This window comes from Salinarimonas sp. (genome assembly GCF_040111675.1).
Classification (GTDB): Bacteria; Pseudomonadota; Alphaproteobacteria; order Rhizobiales; family Beijerinckiaceae; genus Salinarimonas.
This window is the reverse complement of the sequence record NZ_CP157794.1, coordinates 1,201,719-1,214,881: the sequence shown is the minus strand read 5'-3', so window position 1 is coordinate 1,214,881 and position 13,163 is coordinate 1,201,719. Positions and strand designations below refer to the sequence as shown.

Annotated in this window: 20 protein-coding genes; 3 read left to right on the top strand and 17 right to left on the bottom strand. The window is 72.5% G+C overall.

All coding sequences use genetic code 11. The annotated features are described in order from the left end of the window. Positions 1 to 11: 11 nt before the first annotated feature. The 6 genes from ABL310_RS05640 to ABL310_RS05615 are packed head-to-tail and all read right to left on the bottom strand — an operon-like array spanning position 12 to position 2,339. Positions 12 to 215 carry a phage tail assembly chaperone gene (locus ABL310_RS05640; protein WP_349370716.1) on the bottom strand — a complete coding sequence of 68 codons (204 nt, stop codon included), beginning with the start codon at positions 213 to 215 and terminating at the stop codon, positions 12 to 14. Further along, positions 212 to 559: a gene transfer agent family protein gene (locus tag ABL310_RS05635; protein ID WP_349370715.1), complete on the bottom strand. Its 348-nt coding sequence runs from the start codon at positions 557 to 559 to the stop codon at positions 212 to 214. Before ABL310_RS05635 ends, ABL310_RS05640 begins: the two co-directional genes overlap by 4 nt. A gap of 16 nt (positions 560 to 575) precedes the next feature. Next, complete coding sequence (locus ABL310_RS05630) at positions 576 to 986, bottom strand: phage major tail protein, TP901-1 family (protein ID WP_349370714.1); 411 nt, start codon at positions 984 to 986, stop codon at positions 576 to 578. Between the two features lie 30 nt (positions 987 to 1,016). Further along, a complete protein-coding gene (locus ABL310_RS05625; RefSeq protein ID WP_349370713.1) occupies positions 1,017 to 1,436 on the bottom strand; it encodes a DUF3168 domain-containing protein in 420 nt (139 codons plus the stop codon). Beyond that, a complete protein-coding gene (locus tag ABL310_RS05620) occupies positions 1,433 to 1,768 on the bottom strand; it encodes a phage head closure protein (protein ID WP_349370712.1) in 336 nt (111 codons plus the stop codon). Before ABL310_RS05620 ends, ABL310_RS05625 begins: the two co-directional genes overlap by 4 nt. 4 nt (positions 1,769 to 1,772) lie before the next feature. Next, on the bottom strand, positions 1,773 to 2,339 hold the full coding sequence (locus tag ABL310_RS05615) for a hypothetical protein (RefSeq protein ID WP_349370711.1): 567 nt from the start codon (positions 2,337 to 2,339) through the stop codon (positions 1,773 to 1,775). Between the two features lie 32 nt (positions 2,340 to 2,371). Between ABL310_RS05615 and ABL310_RS05610 the strand changes: the two genes are divergently transcribed. Then, positions 2,372 to 3,124 (top strand): trypsin-like serine protease, encoded by a 753-nt coding sequence (locus ABL310_RS05610; RefSeq protein WP_374730370.1) that lies wholly within the window; start codon positions 2,372 to 2,374, stop codon positions 3,122 to 3,124. A 67-nt stretch (positions 3,125 to 3,191) separates the two neighbouring features. On the opposite strand, the gene ABL310_RS05605 is transcribed toward ABL310_RS05610, so the two are convergent. Next, on the bottom strand, positions 3,192 to 3,440 hold the full coding sequence (locus tag ABL310_RS05605; RefSeq protein WP_349370710.1) for a hypothetical protein: 249 nt from the start codon (positions 3,438 to 3,440) through the stop codon (positions 3,192 to 3,194). Between the two features lies 1 nt (position 3,441). After that, the gene (locus ABL310_RS05600; protein WP_349370709.1) at positions 3,442 to 4,002 is read right to left on the bottom strand and encodes a hypothetical protein; all 561 of its coding nucleotides are present in this window, start codon (positions 4,000 to 4,002) and stop codon (positions 3,442 to 3,444) included. Between the two features lie 145 nt (positions 4,003 to 4,147). Here ABL310_RS05600 and ABL310_RS05595 point away from each other — a divergent pair, with 145 nt between their 5' ends. After that, entirely contained in the window at positions 4,148 to 5,017 is an 870-nt protein-coding gene (locus ABL310_RS05595) for a trypsin-like serine protease (protein WP_349370708.1), read from the top strand. A gap of 2 nt (positions 5,018 to 5,019) precedes the next feature. Here ABL310_RS05595 and ABL310_RS05590 read toward each other — a convergent pair whose 3' ends face one another. The 7 genes from ABL310_RS05590 to ABL310_RS05560 form a co-directional block, all read right to left on the bottom strand. Then, complete coding sequence (locus tag ABL310_RS05590; RefSeq protein WP_349370707.1) at positions 5,020 to 6,267, bottom strand: phage major capsid protein; 1,248 nt, start codon at positions 6,265 to 6,267, stop codon at positions 5,020 to 5,022. A 378-nt stretch (positions 6,268 to 6,645) separates the two neighbouring features. Beyond that, entirely contained in the window at positions 6,646 to 7,215 is a 570-nt protein-coding gene (locus tag ABL310_RS05585; RefSeq protein WP_349370706.1) for an HK97 family phage prohead protease, read from the bottom strand. Next, entirely contained in the window at positions 7,212 to 7,349 is a 138-nt protein-coding gene (locus ABL310_RS05580; protein WP_349370705.1) for a hypothetical protein, read from the bottom strand. The genes ABL310_RS05585 and ABL310_RS05580 overlap by 4 nt, the downstream gene beginning before the upstream one ends. Then, positions 7,346 to 7,591 carry a hypothetical protein gene (locus tag ABL310_RS05575; protein ID WP_374730422.1) on the bottom strand — a complete coding sequence of 82 codons (246 nt, stop codon included), beginning with the start codon at positions 7,589 to 7,591 and terminating at the stop codon, positions 7,346 to 7,348. Before ABL310_RS05575 ends, ABL310_RS05580 begins: the two co-directional genes overlap by 4 nt. Next, positions 7,588 to 8,748: a phage portal protein gene (locus ABL310_RS05570; RefSeq protein ID WP_349370704.1), complete on the bottom strand. Its 1,161-nt coding sequence runs from the start codon at positions 8,746 to 8,748 to the stop codon at positions 7,588 to 7,590. Before ABL310_RS05570 ends, ABL310_RS05575 begins: the two co-directional genes overlap by 4 nt. Before the next feature lie 232 nt (positions 8,749 to 8,980). After that, positions 8,981 to 10,375, bottom strand: coding sequence for a DNA-packaging protein (locus ABL310_RS05565; protein ID WP_374730398.1), 1,395 nt, complete (start codon positions 10,373 to 10,375; stop codon positions 8,981 to 8,983). Further along, entirely contained in the window at positions 10,266 to 10,622 is a 357-nt protein-coding gene (locus ABL310_RS05560) for a hypothetical protein (RefSeq protein ID WP_349370702.1), read from the bottom strand. The genes ABL310_RS05565 and ABL310_RS05560 overlap by 110 nt, the downstream gene beginning before the upstream one ends. A 472-nt stretch (positions 10,623 to 11,094) precedes the next feature. Between ABL310_RS05560 and ABL310_RS05555 the strand changes: the two genes are divergently transcribed. Continuing rightward, complete coding sequence (locus ABL310_RS05555; protein ID WP_349370701.1) at positions 11,095 to 11,844, top strand: Crp/Fnr family transcriptional regulator; 750 nt, start codon at positions 11,095 to 11,097, stop codon at positions 11,842 to 11,844. Here ABL310_RS05555 and ABL310_RS05550 read toward each other — a convergent pair. Further along, entirely contained in the window at positions 11,838 to 12,671 is an 834-nt protein-coding gene (locus tag ABL310_RS05550) for an extensin family protein (RefSeq protein WP_349370700.1), read from the bottom strand. The genes ABL310_RS05555 and ABL310_RS05550 overlap by 7 nt on opposite strands. Positions 12,672 to 12,774: 103 nt before the next feature. Then, positions 12,775 to 13,161 carry a DUF2852 domain-containing protein gene (locus ABL310_RS05545; protein WP_349370699.1) on the bottom strand — a complete coding sequence of 129 codons (387 nt, stop codon included), beginning with the start codon at positions 13,159 to 13,161 and terminating at the stop codon, positions 12,775 to 12,777. Positions 13,162 to 13,163: the final 2 nt, after the last annotated feature.

The window sequence follows — 13,163 nt, the reverse complement described above, 5'->3', positions numbered from 1 at the left end:
TCGCCTCTCTCTCAAGTCCGATCGGGATGGGCCGCCATCAGGGCGGCGAGCGCCTCCCGCGACGGCGCGTCCCGGCCTGCGCCGAAGCGGACCGCGAGCGCGGCCGCGAGCTCGCGCGGCGTCGCGCGCCAGAGCGTCTCCGGCGTCCAGCCGAGCCCGCCGAGAGCGGCGGCCAGTACGTCGTCCCAGGGAAACGGCGCGGGCGCCGCGCTCACGCCCGCGCCGGCGGAGGGTTTCCCGCGCCCTCCCCCGCCGTGCCGAAGGCCCGCGCCAGGGCCTCCATCGCCGCCCGGGCGAGGGGCTCGAGCCCGTGCTCGAGCGGCAGCGCCGCGATCTCCGCGTCGGAGATCTCCCGACCGCCCCCACGAAGCGCCGCGCCGAGGATCGAAACGAGGTCGCGCGCCTTGAGCCGCCCCTCCGCCAGCCGCGCCGCCAGCGCGCCGAGATCCTCGGCGCAGAGCGCGTCCTCGAGCTCGGCCAGCGCGCCGAGCGTGATGCGCAGCGTCCAGGTCTCGCCGCCGATCGTCACGGCGACGTCGCCGCGTCGTGCGTTCGCCATCGTCTCCCCTCCCCGCTCAGAGCGCCGCGAAGGCGATCTCGCCCGCCGATTCGAAGGCGGCCTCGAAGGTCACCTCGCCGGCGTGCTCGCCCCGATATTCGAGGCCGGTGATCTGGAACGGGCCTGTCAGCGTGCCGAAATCCGGCACGATCGCCTCGTAGGCGCGGATCTCGCCGGCGAAGAACACCGCGCGCATCAGCGCGTCGGAGGCCTGGTCCCGGAACACCCCGGAGCCCGCGATCGCCGCCCGGCGCACGCCGGCGCCCGCGAGCAGCTCGCGCCAGCGCCCGGCGCTCTCGGCGTTGGTTACGTCGACGATGTCCGCGTTGAGCGCGATCTGCCGCGCCCGCAGGCCCGCGATCGTGACGAAGACGCCCGTGCCGTCGTCGATCTTGATGAGGAGGTCCTTGCCCTTCTGCGCCGCCATGTGTCCGTCTCCGTCAGGTGAGCGCCCAAGTCAGGTGAGTGCTTCGGTGAGCGCGGTGAGCTTGAGCCAGGCCCGCGCCGCGCCGGACCCGGGATCGCGGGTCGCGCCGCTCTCGGCGACGCGCAGCCGGATCAGCCGGTGGCCGGAAAGCGCGAGATCGGCGTCGTCGAGGAGCGTCGCGATCCGGTCGGCGACGGCGAGGCCCGCCGCGGCCGAGCCGGGGCGCGACCACACGACGATGTCCGCCTCCTGCGCATGCGCCCGCACGCCCTCGCTGGAGGCGTCCCGCGCGACGGCGCGGCCGAACAGCGCGTAGACCGGCAGCGCGCCGCGGGGCGGCTCGTCGTGCAGGCGCACGCTCCCGCCGAACAGGTCGGCGAGCGCCTGGTCCGCGCCGAGGGCGGCGAGGATCGCCGTGCGCAGCGCGAGGACGGGTCCGGGATCGCTCACGGCTTGATCTCCTCCACGAGGCAGACGGTCTCGCGCCGCATTCCGTCGGGGTCCGTCGCCGCGCGGATCCGGAAGCGGCGCGCGCCGAGGATCAGGCGCATGCGCCCGTCGACGTCGGCGCGGTGGCGCAGGCGCACGCGGTGCGTCACGGCCTCCTCGGGCCGGCCGGCGCGCTCGCGCTCGTCGAGGTCGAGCGCCTCGATGGCGCCCCACACCCGAGGCCCGGGCTGGAAGGTGCGGATCACGCCGCCGAAGCCGTCGGGGCTCTCCTGCGGCAGGTCGAGGGTGAACAGGCGCCGGCGGGCGCCGATCGCGGTGCGTCGCGGCTTCATCGCCTCACCCCATGCGCAGGCGCCGGAACGGCGCGATCAGGGCCGCGACGTCGAGGGGCAGGCTCGCCTTCTCCGTCGGAGGCGGGCCGTCGCCGCGATTCTCGAACCAGTGCGCCGCGAGAAGCCGGATCGCCTGGACGAGCGGCGCGGGCGCGGCCTCCGGCGCGGCGCCGTAGCCCGCCGCGAGGTCGATCTCGAGCCCGCCCGTGGCCTCCAGCCCCGCGCCGGAGAGGATCACCTTGGCCGGATCGGCCCGCGTCTCCAGCCGCCAGTCGGCGGTCGCGAGCACGCTCGCCGCGCCGGCGGCGTCGAAGACGCGTACCTCGGAGACGGCGCGGATCGGCGCGAGCGGGAGGCGCACCACGCCGTCCGCGGGAACACGCTCGAGCGCGATCCGCCAGGTCTGCTCGAGCACGACGAGCCGCGTCGTCGCCTCGATCACGAGGCGCGCGGCCTTCAGGAGCGCGCCCAGCAGCGCGTCCTCGTCCATGTGATCGAGGCGCAGGAAGTCGCGCATCTCGGGCACGCCGACGGGCTCGACGGCGGGGCCGGCGAGATATAGGGGGATCATGGTTCCCTCCGGTTCGTTCAGGAGATCTCTCGGTGAGACGTGGCGTTTCGGCCGCCTTCGCGGCGGCCTGCCTGATGCTCGCGCTGGCGCTCTCGCCGGCGCGCGCGGTGATCGGCGGCGGGCCCGAGACCGGGCCGATCGCCGCCTCGATCGTGATGATCCTGTCGTCGAACGGCGGGGCCTGCTCGGGCGTCGTCGTCGCGCCCGACGCGGTCGCGACCGCCGCCCATTGCGTCGCCGGCGCCGCCGAGCACCGCGCCCATTGGCGCGATCCGTCGGGCGCGCCGATCCTCGCCGAGATCGCCGAGATCGCGCTCCATCCGGGCTACGACGCGGGCGCCATCGCGGGCCGCCGGCGCTCGATCGACCTCGCGCTCGTTCGCCTCGCCGAGCCGCTGCCCCGCGGCTTCCGCCCGGCCGCGCTCGCGGCCGCGACGGCGCCGGCCGGCGAGACGGTCGACCTCGTCGGCTACGGCGTCTCGCAGGAGGGCGAGGCGGGGCGCCTCACGGGCGGAACGCTCCGGCGCGCCCGCCTGTCGGTGATCGAGCCCTACGGCCCCTCGACCATCCTGGTCTGGCTCTCCGCCGGCGGCGCCGGGGCCTGCCACGGCGATTCCGGCGGCCCGATCCTCCGCGGCGGCGCGGTCTTCGCGGTGACGTCGTGGACCCGCGGCGCGAACGGCGCCGCCTGCGGCGACGTCAGCCAGGGCGTGCTGCTCGGCCCGCAGCGCGATTTCGTCGACGCGACGCTGGCGCGCTGGGGGCGCGAGGCGGAGTGGCGGTGACGCACGCCCGAAAACGCGAAAGGCCCGCCGAAGCGGGCCTCTCGCAATGACTCGCTATGAGCACGACTCATGCAGCGTTGAGGTTCGCCTCGTCGTCGTCGAGCGGATCGGGGTCGAGCCCGCAAGGGTCCTCGACAAGGCACTCCTCGTCGACCAGGTGCCAGGTCGCCCAATCGGCGTCCGGGATGCGCGACACGAAGGAACGGGAACCGGACGCATAGACGGCTTCGACGCGGGCCTGAGCCTGCGCAATCGCATCCATCAGCGTGTCCGTGCCCTCGACGGAAACGCCGAGTTCCTTCTCGACCGGGGTCATGTCACAGCTCCTTGCTCAGGTACCGCCCCTTCACACCCTTGATGTGAAACGGGCCGTACCCGTACCTCTCGTATTTTTCCGGGTCAACCGGGTCCTTGATCACAACACGACACGATCCGAGGAGTTTCGCATACTCCTCGGCACAGGCCAATATGGGGACCAATGCCCCCTTTAGATAGTTCGGCGCGAAAGACCTTTCCACCCAGTTAAGGCAGAGATGGGTCTTGGCGTTCGACGGTTTGCCGAGTGTGAGCGCCTGGAGCACGCGCCGCCCGCTCACAATCTGCCAGACCGCCAGATCGAAGAACGAGGGTCGCGCGCGATGTTTCTTCCAAAGGGTCTCCCAGCTGTGGGCGAACCCATTGTGCGTGGCGTCACCGTAGTGCCGCACCCACTCCAGCCGTGCGAACTCGATAGCTTCCTCGTCGATCCTGGCGAGTTCCATGCCCCGCCAATTGTCACGCGCGCCGGCCGCCTTGATCTTGGCGTTTATGTCCTCGGCGACGACCTCGCGCGCCTTGCGCTTGAGGACGTAAAAGTAAGCATGATCCCCGATCGACAACGCAAGCTCCCCAGCCGCGTGCATAAATGTCATATGCACGATTCATGCGGGCATGACAACCCTCGAGACCTCGGTTCAAAGCGATCGGTGCCCATCCTGTAAGCTTCGCTTGCGCCCGGGCCCGCCACGCCGCACATTCATCCCCATGAGCCTTCCTCTCCAGGCGCGCCGTCTCGCCCTCGCGGCTTCCCTCGCCCTCTCGGGCGCGCTCGCCGGCCTCGCGCCGGCGGAGGCGATCACGCGCGGGCGCGCTGCGGATGCGACCGACGGGCTGCGCGAGAGCGTGGTGCGCATCGAGAGCTCGGACGGGGAGCTGTGCTCCGGCGTGCTGCTGCGCGAGGACATCGTGCTGACCGCGGCGCATTGCGTGATCGAGGACGTCAACTACCGCGTCACCGCGCTGGATTACGGCTTTCGGCCGATCTCGATGCGCGTGCTCGCGAGCGTGCTGCATCCGAGCTTCGTGCCCTCGATCCCGCCGCGCGAGCAGCCCGGCGTCGATCTCGCCCTGCTCAAGCTCGACCGCCGCCTCGCGGCCGACTTCGCGCCCTTCGACGTGGCGCGCGCCCGCACGCCCTCCGCCGGCTCCGACGCGACCATCGCCGGCTACGGCACGACCCGCTTCCGCCAGAAATCGACCGCCCGCACCTTGCGCTTCACCTACGTCGTGGTGATGGGCGAGGCGCGGCTCGGCAACCGCATGATCATGGCGGCGGACCCCGAGCGCCTCGGCGAGAGCGAGGGCGCGGGCGCCTGCCAGGGCGATTCCGGCGGCCCGCTGCTCGCGGGCGCGCCGGGGGGCTACCGCCTCGACGGGATCATCTCCTGGTCGTCGGGCGCCTTCTCGGACACGCGCGGCGCCGCCTGCGGCGGGCTCACGGCGATCACGCCGCTCGTCCCCCATCAGCGCTGGATCGCCGCGCGCATCCGCGATCTCGACCGCGTCGTGCCCGAGGGCCCGCCGCAGCCGATCGACATCACCCCGACGCCCGGCTCCTACGTCGACACGCGCTGAGATCACGCCGCGAAGCGCAGGAGCTTGATCGCGGCGAAGTCCTGCACGCCGCCGCCGACGCGCTTCGTCGTGTAGAACAGGACGTAGGGCTTGGCGGAATACGGGTCGCGCAGGATGCGCACGCCCGCCCGGTCCACCACCAGGTAGCCGCGCTTGAAGTCGCCGAAGGCGATCGCGTCCTCGCCGGCCGCGATGTCCGGCATGTCCTCGGCCTCGACCACGGGGAAGCCCATCAGGCTCGCGGACTGGCCGGGGCCCGCCGGCGGCTGCCAGAGATAATGGCCCTGGCCGTCCTTGAACTTGCGGACCACGGCCTGCGTCTTGCGGTTCATCACGAAGGACGCGTTCTGCCGATATCCGCTCTTGAGCGCGTAGATCAGGTCGACGAGCACGTCGGACGGGTCCGCGGCCGGGAAGGCGCCCGCCGCCCCGGTGGCGATGAAGCCGAGATTGCCCCACGACCAGGAGGCGTCCGCCGCCGTCGGGTAGGCGAGGAAGCCCGTGGGCTTCGCCACGCCGTCGCCGTTGACGAAGGCCGCGCCCTCCTGCTCGGCGAAGGCGGTCTCGACCTCGTCGGCGATCCACTGGTCGATGTCGACGATGGCGTCGTCGAGCAGCGTCTGCGTCGCCGCCGGCATGGCGTAGAGCTCCATCGCCGGGAAGGAGAGCTCGGCGAGCGTCGGCGAGCCGGTCTCGGGGCGCGCCGCGGTCTCCGCCACCCAGCCCGAGGCCGCCCCGGACACGGCGTGCGCCACCTTGTAGAGCCCGCCCGAGATGGTGCGGTTCGCCGAGATGGCGCGGATCGGCGAGAGGCTGGAGAGCCGCCGGATCACCTCGCGCTCCACCTGCGGGGGCGCGAGATAGCCGCCGTCGGGGCCGGAGCCGGCGGAGAGCGCCTTCTCCTCGAGCCGCTTGAGGCCGGCGCTCTCGCCGGAGCGGACGTAGAGGTCGAAGGCGGCCTTGTGCTCGGCCGCGAGCGGGTCCTCGCGACCCTTGTCCTCGTGGCCCAGCGGCGGGCGCTGGCGGGCGAGCGCGAGGCGGTCGGCCCGCGCCTTCTGCTCGTCGAGGAAGGCGTCGATGCGCGCGATCTTCTCCTCGACGACGACGTCGACGGAGCCGCGCGTCTCGAGCGCGGAGAGCCGCGTGTCGTTCTCCTCCTTGTAGGCCTCGAAGGCCCGCGCGAACTCGGCGAACGCCGCCTGCGCGTCCGCGGACTTGGTTTCCGGGGAGGGGTCGTGGGTCTCGTGCATGGTGGGATGTCCTCGTTGAGGGTGGATGAAGACGTGGCGTGCGTGGCCCGCATCGCTCCTTCCCTGCAGGGAAGGAAAAAAGGGCGCAGCCGTATCCGAGGGCGTCCGCTCGACGACGACCTCGAGCACAGCAGACGCGCCGAAGCCTTTCCTTCCCTGTAGGGGAAGGTGTCGCCGCGCGAGAGCGCGGTGACGGATGGGGCGCGCGGCACGCGCGTTCGGCGCAGCCGAAATCGACGGACGCGATTGCCGGACGCCGGGGCTTCCGCTTCGCGGAACGCGTCGCTTCGCGCCGCGCCCCATCCGTCTCGGCTTCGCCGAGCCACCTTCCCTACAGGGAAGGAGAAGTGCGGGCCGCTCGGCCCCTCCGGCCCGCGGCTACGCCGCCGCGGGCGTGGGAAACAGCTTCTTCGCCGCCCGGCGGATGGTCTCCGCGAGGCCGGGCGGCGCGCCCTTCACCGCGGCGACCCGCGCCGCGGGGAGCATGGGGAAGGTGACGATCGAGATCTCCCACAGGTCGACCTCGTGCAGGAGCCGCTTGCCCGACGCGCGATCGCTCGCCGCCTTCGTCGCCCGGTAGCCGATGGAGAGGCCGTCGATGGCGCCCTCCCGCATCAGCGCGTGGATCTCCCGGGCGCGTCCGACGGCGAGGTTGAGGCGCCCGCGCACGCGAAGCCCGCGGGCATCCTCCTTGAGCGACAGCCAGGTTCCGATCGGCTCGGCCGGATCGTGCTGCCAGAGCATGCGCACGCCCCGCGGCCCGCGCAGGGCGAGGCTCTTGGCGAAGGCGCCGGGCTGGACCACGTCCTTGGCGAGGTCGGTGACCCCGAACAGGCTGGCATAGCCCTCGAACACGCCGCCCTCGCTCACCGCATCGGGCCTGGCGGCGAGGAGCTTCGTCTCCGGCGCGCCGCGCACGGCGGCCTTGCTTCGCGCCAGCGCCGTCATCGCGCGCCCTCCCCCGCCCGCTCCCGCGGCGCGGCGGCGAGGCGCGCGAGCGTGCGCACGAAGGTCCGCATGGTCTCGCGCGCGGGGTCCGGGGCGGGCCTGCGGCGCGCGAGGGCGTTGAGCATGCTGGTCATCGGTCGTCTCCCGAGAAACGGCGGTTGAAGCGCGCGAGCTCGCGCACGAAGGCGTCGAAGCGCCGGCTGGCGAGCGCGGACTCGCGAAGCAGGATCAGGGCGAAGAACGAGGCGGCGAGCGCCCAGGCGAGGAGCGCCAGATGCGCGAGGTCGCCCCGCGTCGCGATGGCGGCGAGGAGGCGCTCGAGCGTCTCCCCGACGGAGAGCGAGGGCAGGTTCGGAGGCGGGGTCGGCGCGCTCACGAGCCGCCCCTCCCGTAGCCGACGGCCTCGCGCTTCTCGTCGTCGCCGAGGAACGTCGCGCCGGACACCCGCCGCCAGAGCGACTCGCGCTCCTCCGACAGGGCCTCGATCGCATCGAGATCGGGCTCGAGCGCGAGATCCGCGCCGAAGCCCGGCGCGAGCCACAGCGCCAGCGCCTGCGCCGTGCGCTTGGCGAGCGGGATCACCGTCTGCCGGTAGAAGGCCCGGTTCGCCTCCGCGTAGTTGGAATGGGTGGCGTCGCCCGGCAGGCCGAGGAGCAGCGGCGGCACGCCGAAGGCGAGCGCGATCTCGCGGGCGGCCGCGGCCTTGGCCTCGACGAAGTCCATCTCCTTGGGCGAGAGCGCGAGCGGCTTCCAGTCGAGCCCGCCCTCCAGCAGCATCGGCCGCCCGGCGTTGCGCGCGCCCTGATAAGCGTCCTCGAGCTCGGCCTTGAGCTTCGAGAACACCGCGTCCGACACGTTCGCCTCGCCGGTGAAGACGAGCGCCCCCGAGGGCCGTGCGGCGTTGTCGAGGAGCGCCTTGTTCCAGGCGGAGGCGGCGTTGTGCACGTCGAGCGCCGCGGCCGCCGCCTCCATGGGCGAGAGGCCGTAATGGTCGTCGGTCGGGTGGAACAGGGTGAGGTGCAGGATCGGCGGCACGCCCTCCGCGGGCATGGCGAAGCGCACGACCTGCGAGCCCACCTGGTACTCGTATCCCGCCGGCCAGCCGTTCGCCCCGGGCACGACGCGCATCCGGTCGGGCCTGAGCGCGTGCAGCTCGCGGGGCGCGCCGTCGATCAGCCCGGCCTCGACATAGGCGTTGCCGGAGACGAGGAGGTGGCCGTAGAGGCTCTCCAGGAAGCGTCCGCCCTCCTCGCGCGGGTTCGGCCGGCGCAGGAGGTCGAGCAGCGGATGCGCGCGCAGCTCGCGCGCGCCCTCGACGAGGGTGAGCGGCAGCGACGCCGCGGCCTCGGCGACGAGCCGCACGCAGCGATGCACGACGGCGTTCTTCTGGTAGCCCTCGCGGGCGAGCGCCGCGTAGTCCCGCGGCGTCCAGGCCGGCCGCCCGCCGTGATAGAAGGCCATCGCCGCGCCCGCGCGCGAGGCTTTCCCCTCCGGCGCGGCGAGCCGCGCCAGGGCTTGGATGAGCGCTTTCATGAGGAGGTCTCCTCGGGTGGGGTGAACGGCGCGCTGGTCATTCCCGGCCGGAGCCGCGAAGCGGCGCAGGGGAAGGGAACCCAGCGCAGAATGTCGCGCCGAAGGCGCTCCTTGCGCCGCCGGCCAGGCGGCTGGTCGCCGCCGGAAGCCGCGGCTTCGCCGCGAACACGTGGTGCTGGGTCCCCTTCCCCTGCGCGCCTTCGGCGCTCCGGCCGGGGATGACACGGCGTTGCTACACGATCCGCAGCCGCGGGCTCGCGGGCTTGGGGCCCAGCGCGAGATGGGTGATCGCCCAGACCAGCGCGTCGAGCCGGTCGGGCGAGCGTCCCCCGCTCAATCCTTCCGGCCCGAAATCCGCCATCTCGTCCTCGAGCGCCGGGAAGGCGCCGGCGTGCTTCACGCGGCCCTGGGCGTAGAGCACCGCCACCGGCTCGGCGCGCAGGTGCTTGCCCCGGGTCGCGCGCACCGAGACGACGGCGCAGCCCGGGTCGACCTCGCGGATCACGGCGGCGGCCATCTCGCCGCCCTGGTTCACCTCGACGACGAGGGCGTCCGCCTCGAGCCGCCGATAGAGCATCGTCGCCTTGGAGGCCCAGACCTGCGGGCGCATGCCCTCCCCGCTCTCGTCCGCCAGCACGTGGCACACCCCCGCGGCGTCGATCCCCGCCGCCACGATCCCGCAGGCGTCCGCACCCTTGCGCGAGGTCGCCGGCGGGTCGATCGCGACCGCGATGCGGCGCAGCGGCGGCGCGTGATCCTCGCGCGCGGCCTCGATCTGGTCGCGCGTCCAGAGCGCGTCGGCGCGGTCCTCGATCAGCTCGCCGTCGAGCTCCTGGCGGCCGAGCCGGGTGCCGGCGTAGCGGTCCACCACCGCCTGCAGGAAGGACGGCGCGAGGTTCGCCCGGTTCGCCTCGGTGGAGGCCCGGGTCAGCGCCACGCGCGGGTCGGTCACGAGCCGCTTCACCAGGGGGATCGTCCGCGGCGTCGTCGTCACCACCTCGCGCGGGCGCTCGCCGAGCCGCAGGCCGAACTGCAGCTGGTCCCAGGTCGCGTCCGCATAGCGCCACTTGCCGAGCTCGTCCGCCCAGGCCGCCTCGAACTGGGGCCCGCGCAGGGCCTCCGGATCCTCCGCGGAGAAGGCGAGCGCCACCGCGCCGGTGGAGGGCCATTCGAGGCGCCGGCGCGTCGCGGTCCAGACCGGCCGCTCGCGCTTCGGGTGGATCGCGAGCAGCCCGGACGGGCCGTCGATCATCACGTCGCGCACGTCGGCGAAGGTCTCGCCCACGAGGGCGATCTTGCCGACCTTGCGCCGGGTCAGCCAGGGCGCGCCCATCACCATGCCGCGCACCCATTCGGCGCCGGTGCGGGTCTTGCCCGCCCCGCGCCCGCCCAGCACGAGCCAGATCGTCCAGTCCGAGCCGTCCCGCGCCGCCACCGGCGGCAGCTGGTCTTCCCGCGCCGAAAGCGCCCAGGCCGGCGCGCGGCGCGTGCCCTCGAGATAGCGGCGCAGCCGCGCGCTATACCCGCTCCAGATCGCCTCCCGCTGGCTGTCGTTCGTGCAGGCGCTCAACCTCTCCCGCAACGAGATCAGCCAGCCGAGGTGCCGCTCCGGCGCCCAGATCCGCATCGGGCTCATCGGTTTCTCCCTCGGCGTCGGCCGGCTTCGCTCCGAGGCTGCGCTCGAGCGCGACCAGCTCCCGCAGGCAGCGGGTCAGCTCGGCGACCGTGCGCGCCGCGACCTTCGGGTCGTGGCGCTCCTCCGATCCGGCGAACGTGGCGAGACGCTCGGCGACGAAGCGGCGCAGCGTCTGCGCCAGGCGCGCGAGATCCGGCGCGCATTCGCGCGGCGATTGCGTTTTGTTCCGGCTCATCATTCTTTGAGATTGTACGACGGCGATTGCGCAGAGCGTCCAGATCGGCCGTCCCGAGAAACGGAAAACGCCCCGGTGGCAACCGAGGCGTTCATCTTGGAGCGAGGAGGGACCGAGGCGCATTCCTCGCCCATGCACAATCCATAGCTAATCAGCGTTACGGTGTCAAGCGGATTTCATCTTGGCGTTGCCGACGCCGAGCGCCACCAGTTGCGGTGCGCGCCGGTAGGCCGGTAATTCCCTTGCGGCAATAAAAAAATTGCAGATTTTGTGGTCGAAGGGCACTATACAGCCGGTAATTGTCGTCTAGATGACAGACGGGCCGGCGAATCTGGTTGTGATTGGGATCGGGCCTGCGCCCTCCGCTGTCGGAAGGGGTGACGTGATGGCGGGGAGCACGAGAAGCCCAGATCAAGAACCATCGGGCGCCGTCGAGCCGGGCGGCGTGTCCGAAGAGGGGCGAAAGACCGAATCCATGCGCTCAGTTCTACGCTTGCACGACGACGAGAACCGGCTTCTCAAGGCGCTCCCAGAGGAGGATTTCGCGCTGTTGAAGCCGCACCTGCAACCGGCGGCGCTCCTGCGCGGCGACGTCCTCTTCGACGCGGCCGAGCCCATCGAGCACGTCTACTTCCCGCAGAGCGGCGTCGTCTCGCTCGTCACACTGATGCGCGACGGCGCCAGCGTCGAAGCCGGCACGATCGGTCGCGAGGGCGGCGTCGGTCTGGTCACCGCATCGGGCACGCGCCTCGCGGCGGCGCGCGGCGTCGTGCAGATCCCCGGCCGCGCCCGGCGCATCGAGGTCGCCCGCTTCCGCGCGGCGCTCGAGCGCAGCGCGGCTCTGCGCGATCTCGTTCAGCGCTACACCGAGGCGCTCCTGACGCAGGTTCTCCAGACCGTCGCCTGCAACGCGCTCCACTCCGTCGAGCAGCGCTTCTGCCGCTGGCTCCTGACCTGCCGCGACCGCACCGGCACGGACGTCATCCCGCTCACCCAGGAGGCCGTGGCCGAGATGCTCGGCGTCCAGCGCACCACCGTCACCGCCGCGGCGAAGGCGCTCCAGGCGCAGGGCCTGATCCGCTACAGGCGCGGGCTGATCGAGTGCGTGGATCTGCCCAAGCTGCAGGCCACCTCCTGCGAGTGCTACGACGTGGTGCGCAGCCGCTTCGAGCAGCTCCTGCCGATGACGTACCGCGATCCGCCCTCGAGCAGCGAGAATCAGTAGACCCCGCCCACGGGCGCCGGCGGCGCGAAGCCCAGAGGCAGCGCGCCTGTCGTCGGTACGGGGCGCAAGGACGTTGTCGGTAGCGTCGGCAATGCCGGCAGCCCCGGTTGCGGCGCGGCCCCGATCAAGGGGCGCGGATCGTCGAGGCGGGGATCGAAATCGATCCGCGGCCGGCAGACGCTGCGCTCGCCGCGCGCGTCGTGACGGGCGAGATCGAGGTGGAAGTGGTCGTAGTGGAACGCGTCAGAGCCCGGGCCGAGCACGGTGGTGAACGTGCCGCAGGCGCCGACGAAGACCTCGCGCAGGAAATCGCGCTCCGCCGGCTCGCCGCGCCAGCCCTGCGCGACCGTGATACGCCGCCCGTCGGCGAGGGTGAAGGACATCACGTCGACCGCATTGCCGAAGGCGTGCTCCGAGAGGCGGGCGCCGCGCTGGGAATTGCGGGTTCGACAGGCGTAGGAGCCGGAATCGAGCTCCACCACCGGCGACCCGAAATAGAGATACGCGGCCGGCTGGACCGTCTCGGCGAGCCAGCTCTCCGTCGCCGCCGTCACCGGGCAGCCGAGCGTCGCCTCGCGCTTCAGCCGCACCTGGCCGTCGAGCAGCGCCGTGATCTCGAAGGGCTTGTCGATGCCGCAGACGCCGGGGCCGTCGAGCCGGGGGCGCTGGGACATGTAGGCCGTCGGGCGCACGTCCTCGCGCGCCATGCAGGCGGCTTCCGCCTGGGCGCGCCATTCCTCGCGCTCCTCGAACTCGAACCACCCGCAGCCCGAGAGCGCGAGGACGAGGGAGGAGGCGAGGAGGCATGTCGATACGCGACGCGACATGCCGCTGAGAATGCGGCCGACCCCGTAAAGGAAGCGTCAAGCACGCCGCCCCGGGGTCGACCCGAATCGGGACGCGCCGGGCTCACGCGCCGGCGCGCGCGGCTCACGCACCGTTAGCCTTGCGGCGCTCGGCCATGAAGCGGTCGAAGGTCTCGCGGTCGCGGGTGCGCTTGAGCTCGTCGAGGAAGCGGGCGAATTCGCGCTGCTCCTCCTCGAGCTTGCGGCGCTCCTCCTCGAGGCGGGCGAGCTGCTCGCGCTTGTAGGCGTCGAAGGCCGCGTTGCCCGTCGCGCCGCCGCCGGCGAAGTCGAAGCGGGCGCGGTCGAAGGCCGGCCAGTCCCAGGCGCCCTCCTCCTTCAGCTTCCAGAGCTTCCAGACGAGGAAGGCGGCGCCGAGGGGCCACCAGACGACGAGACCGGCGACCACCGCGACGATCTCCCAGGTCTTGAACCGTCGCAACAGGTCCGACGGGTTGAAGGTGCTCGCGTTCATGG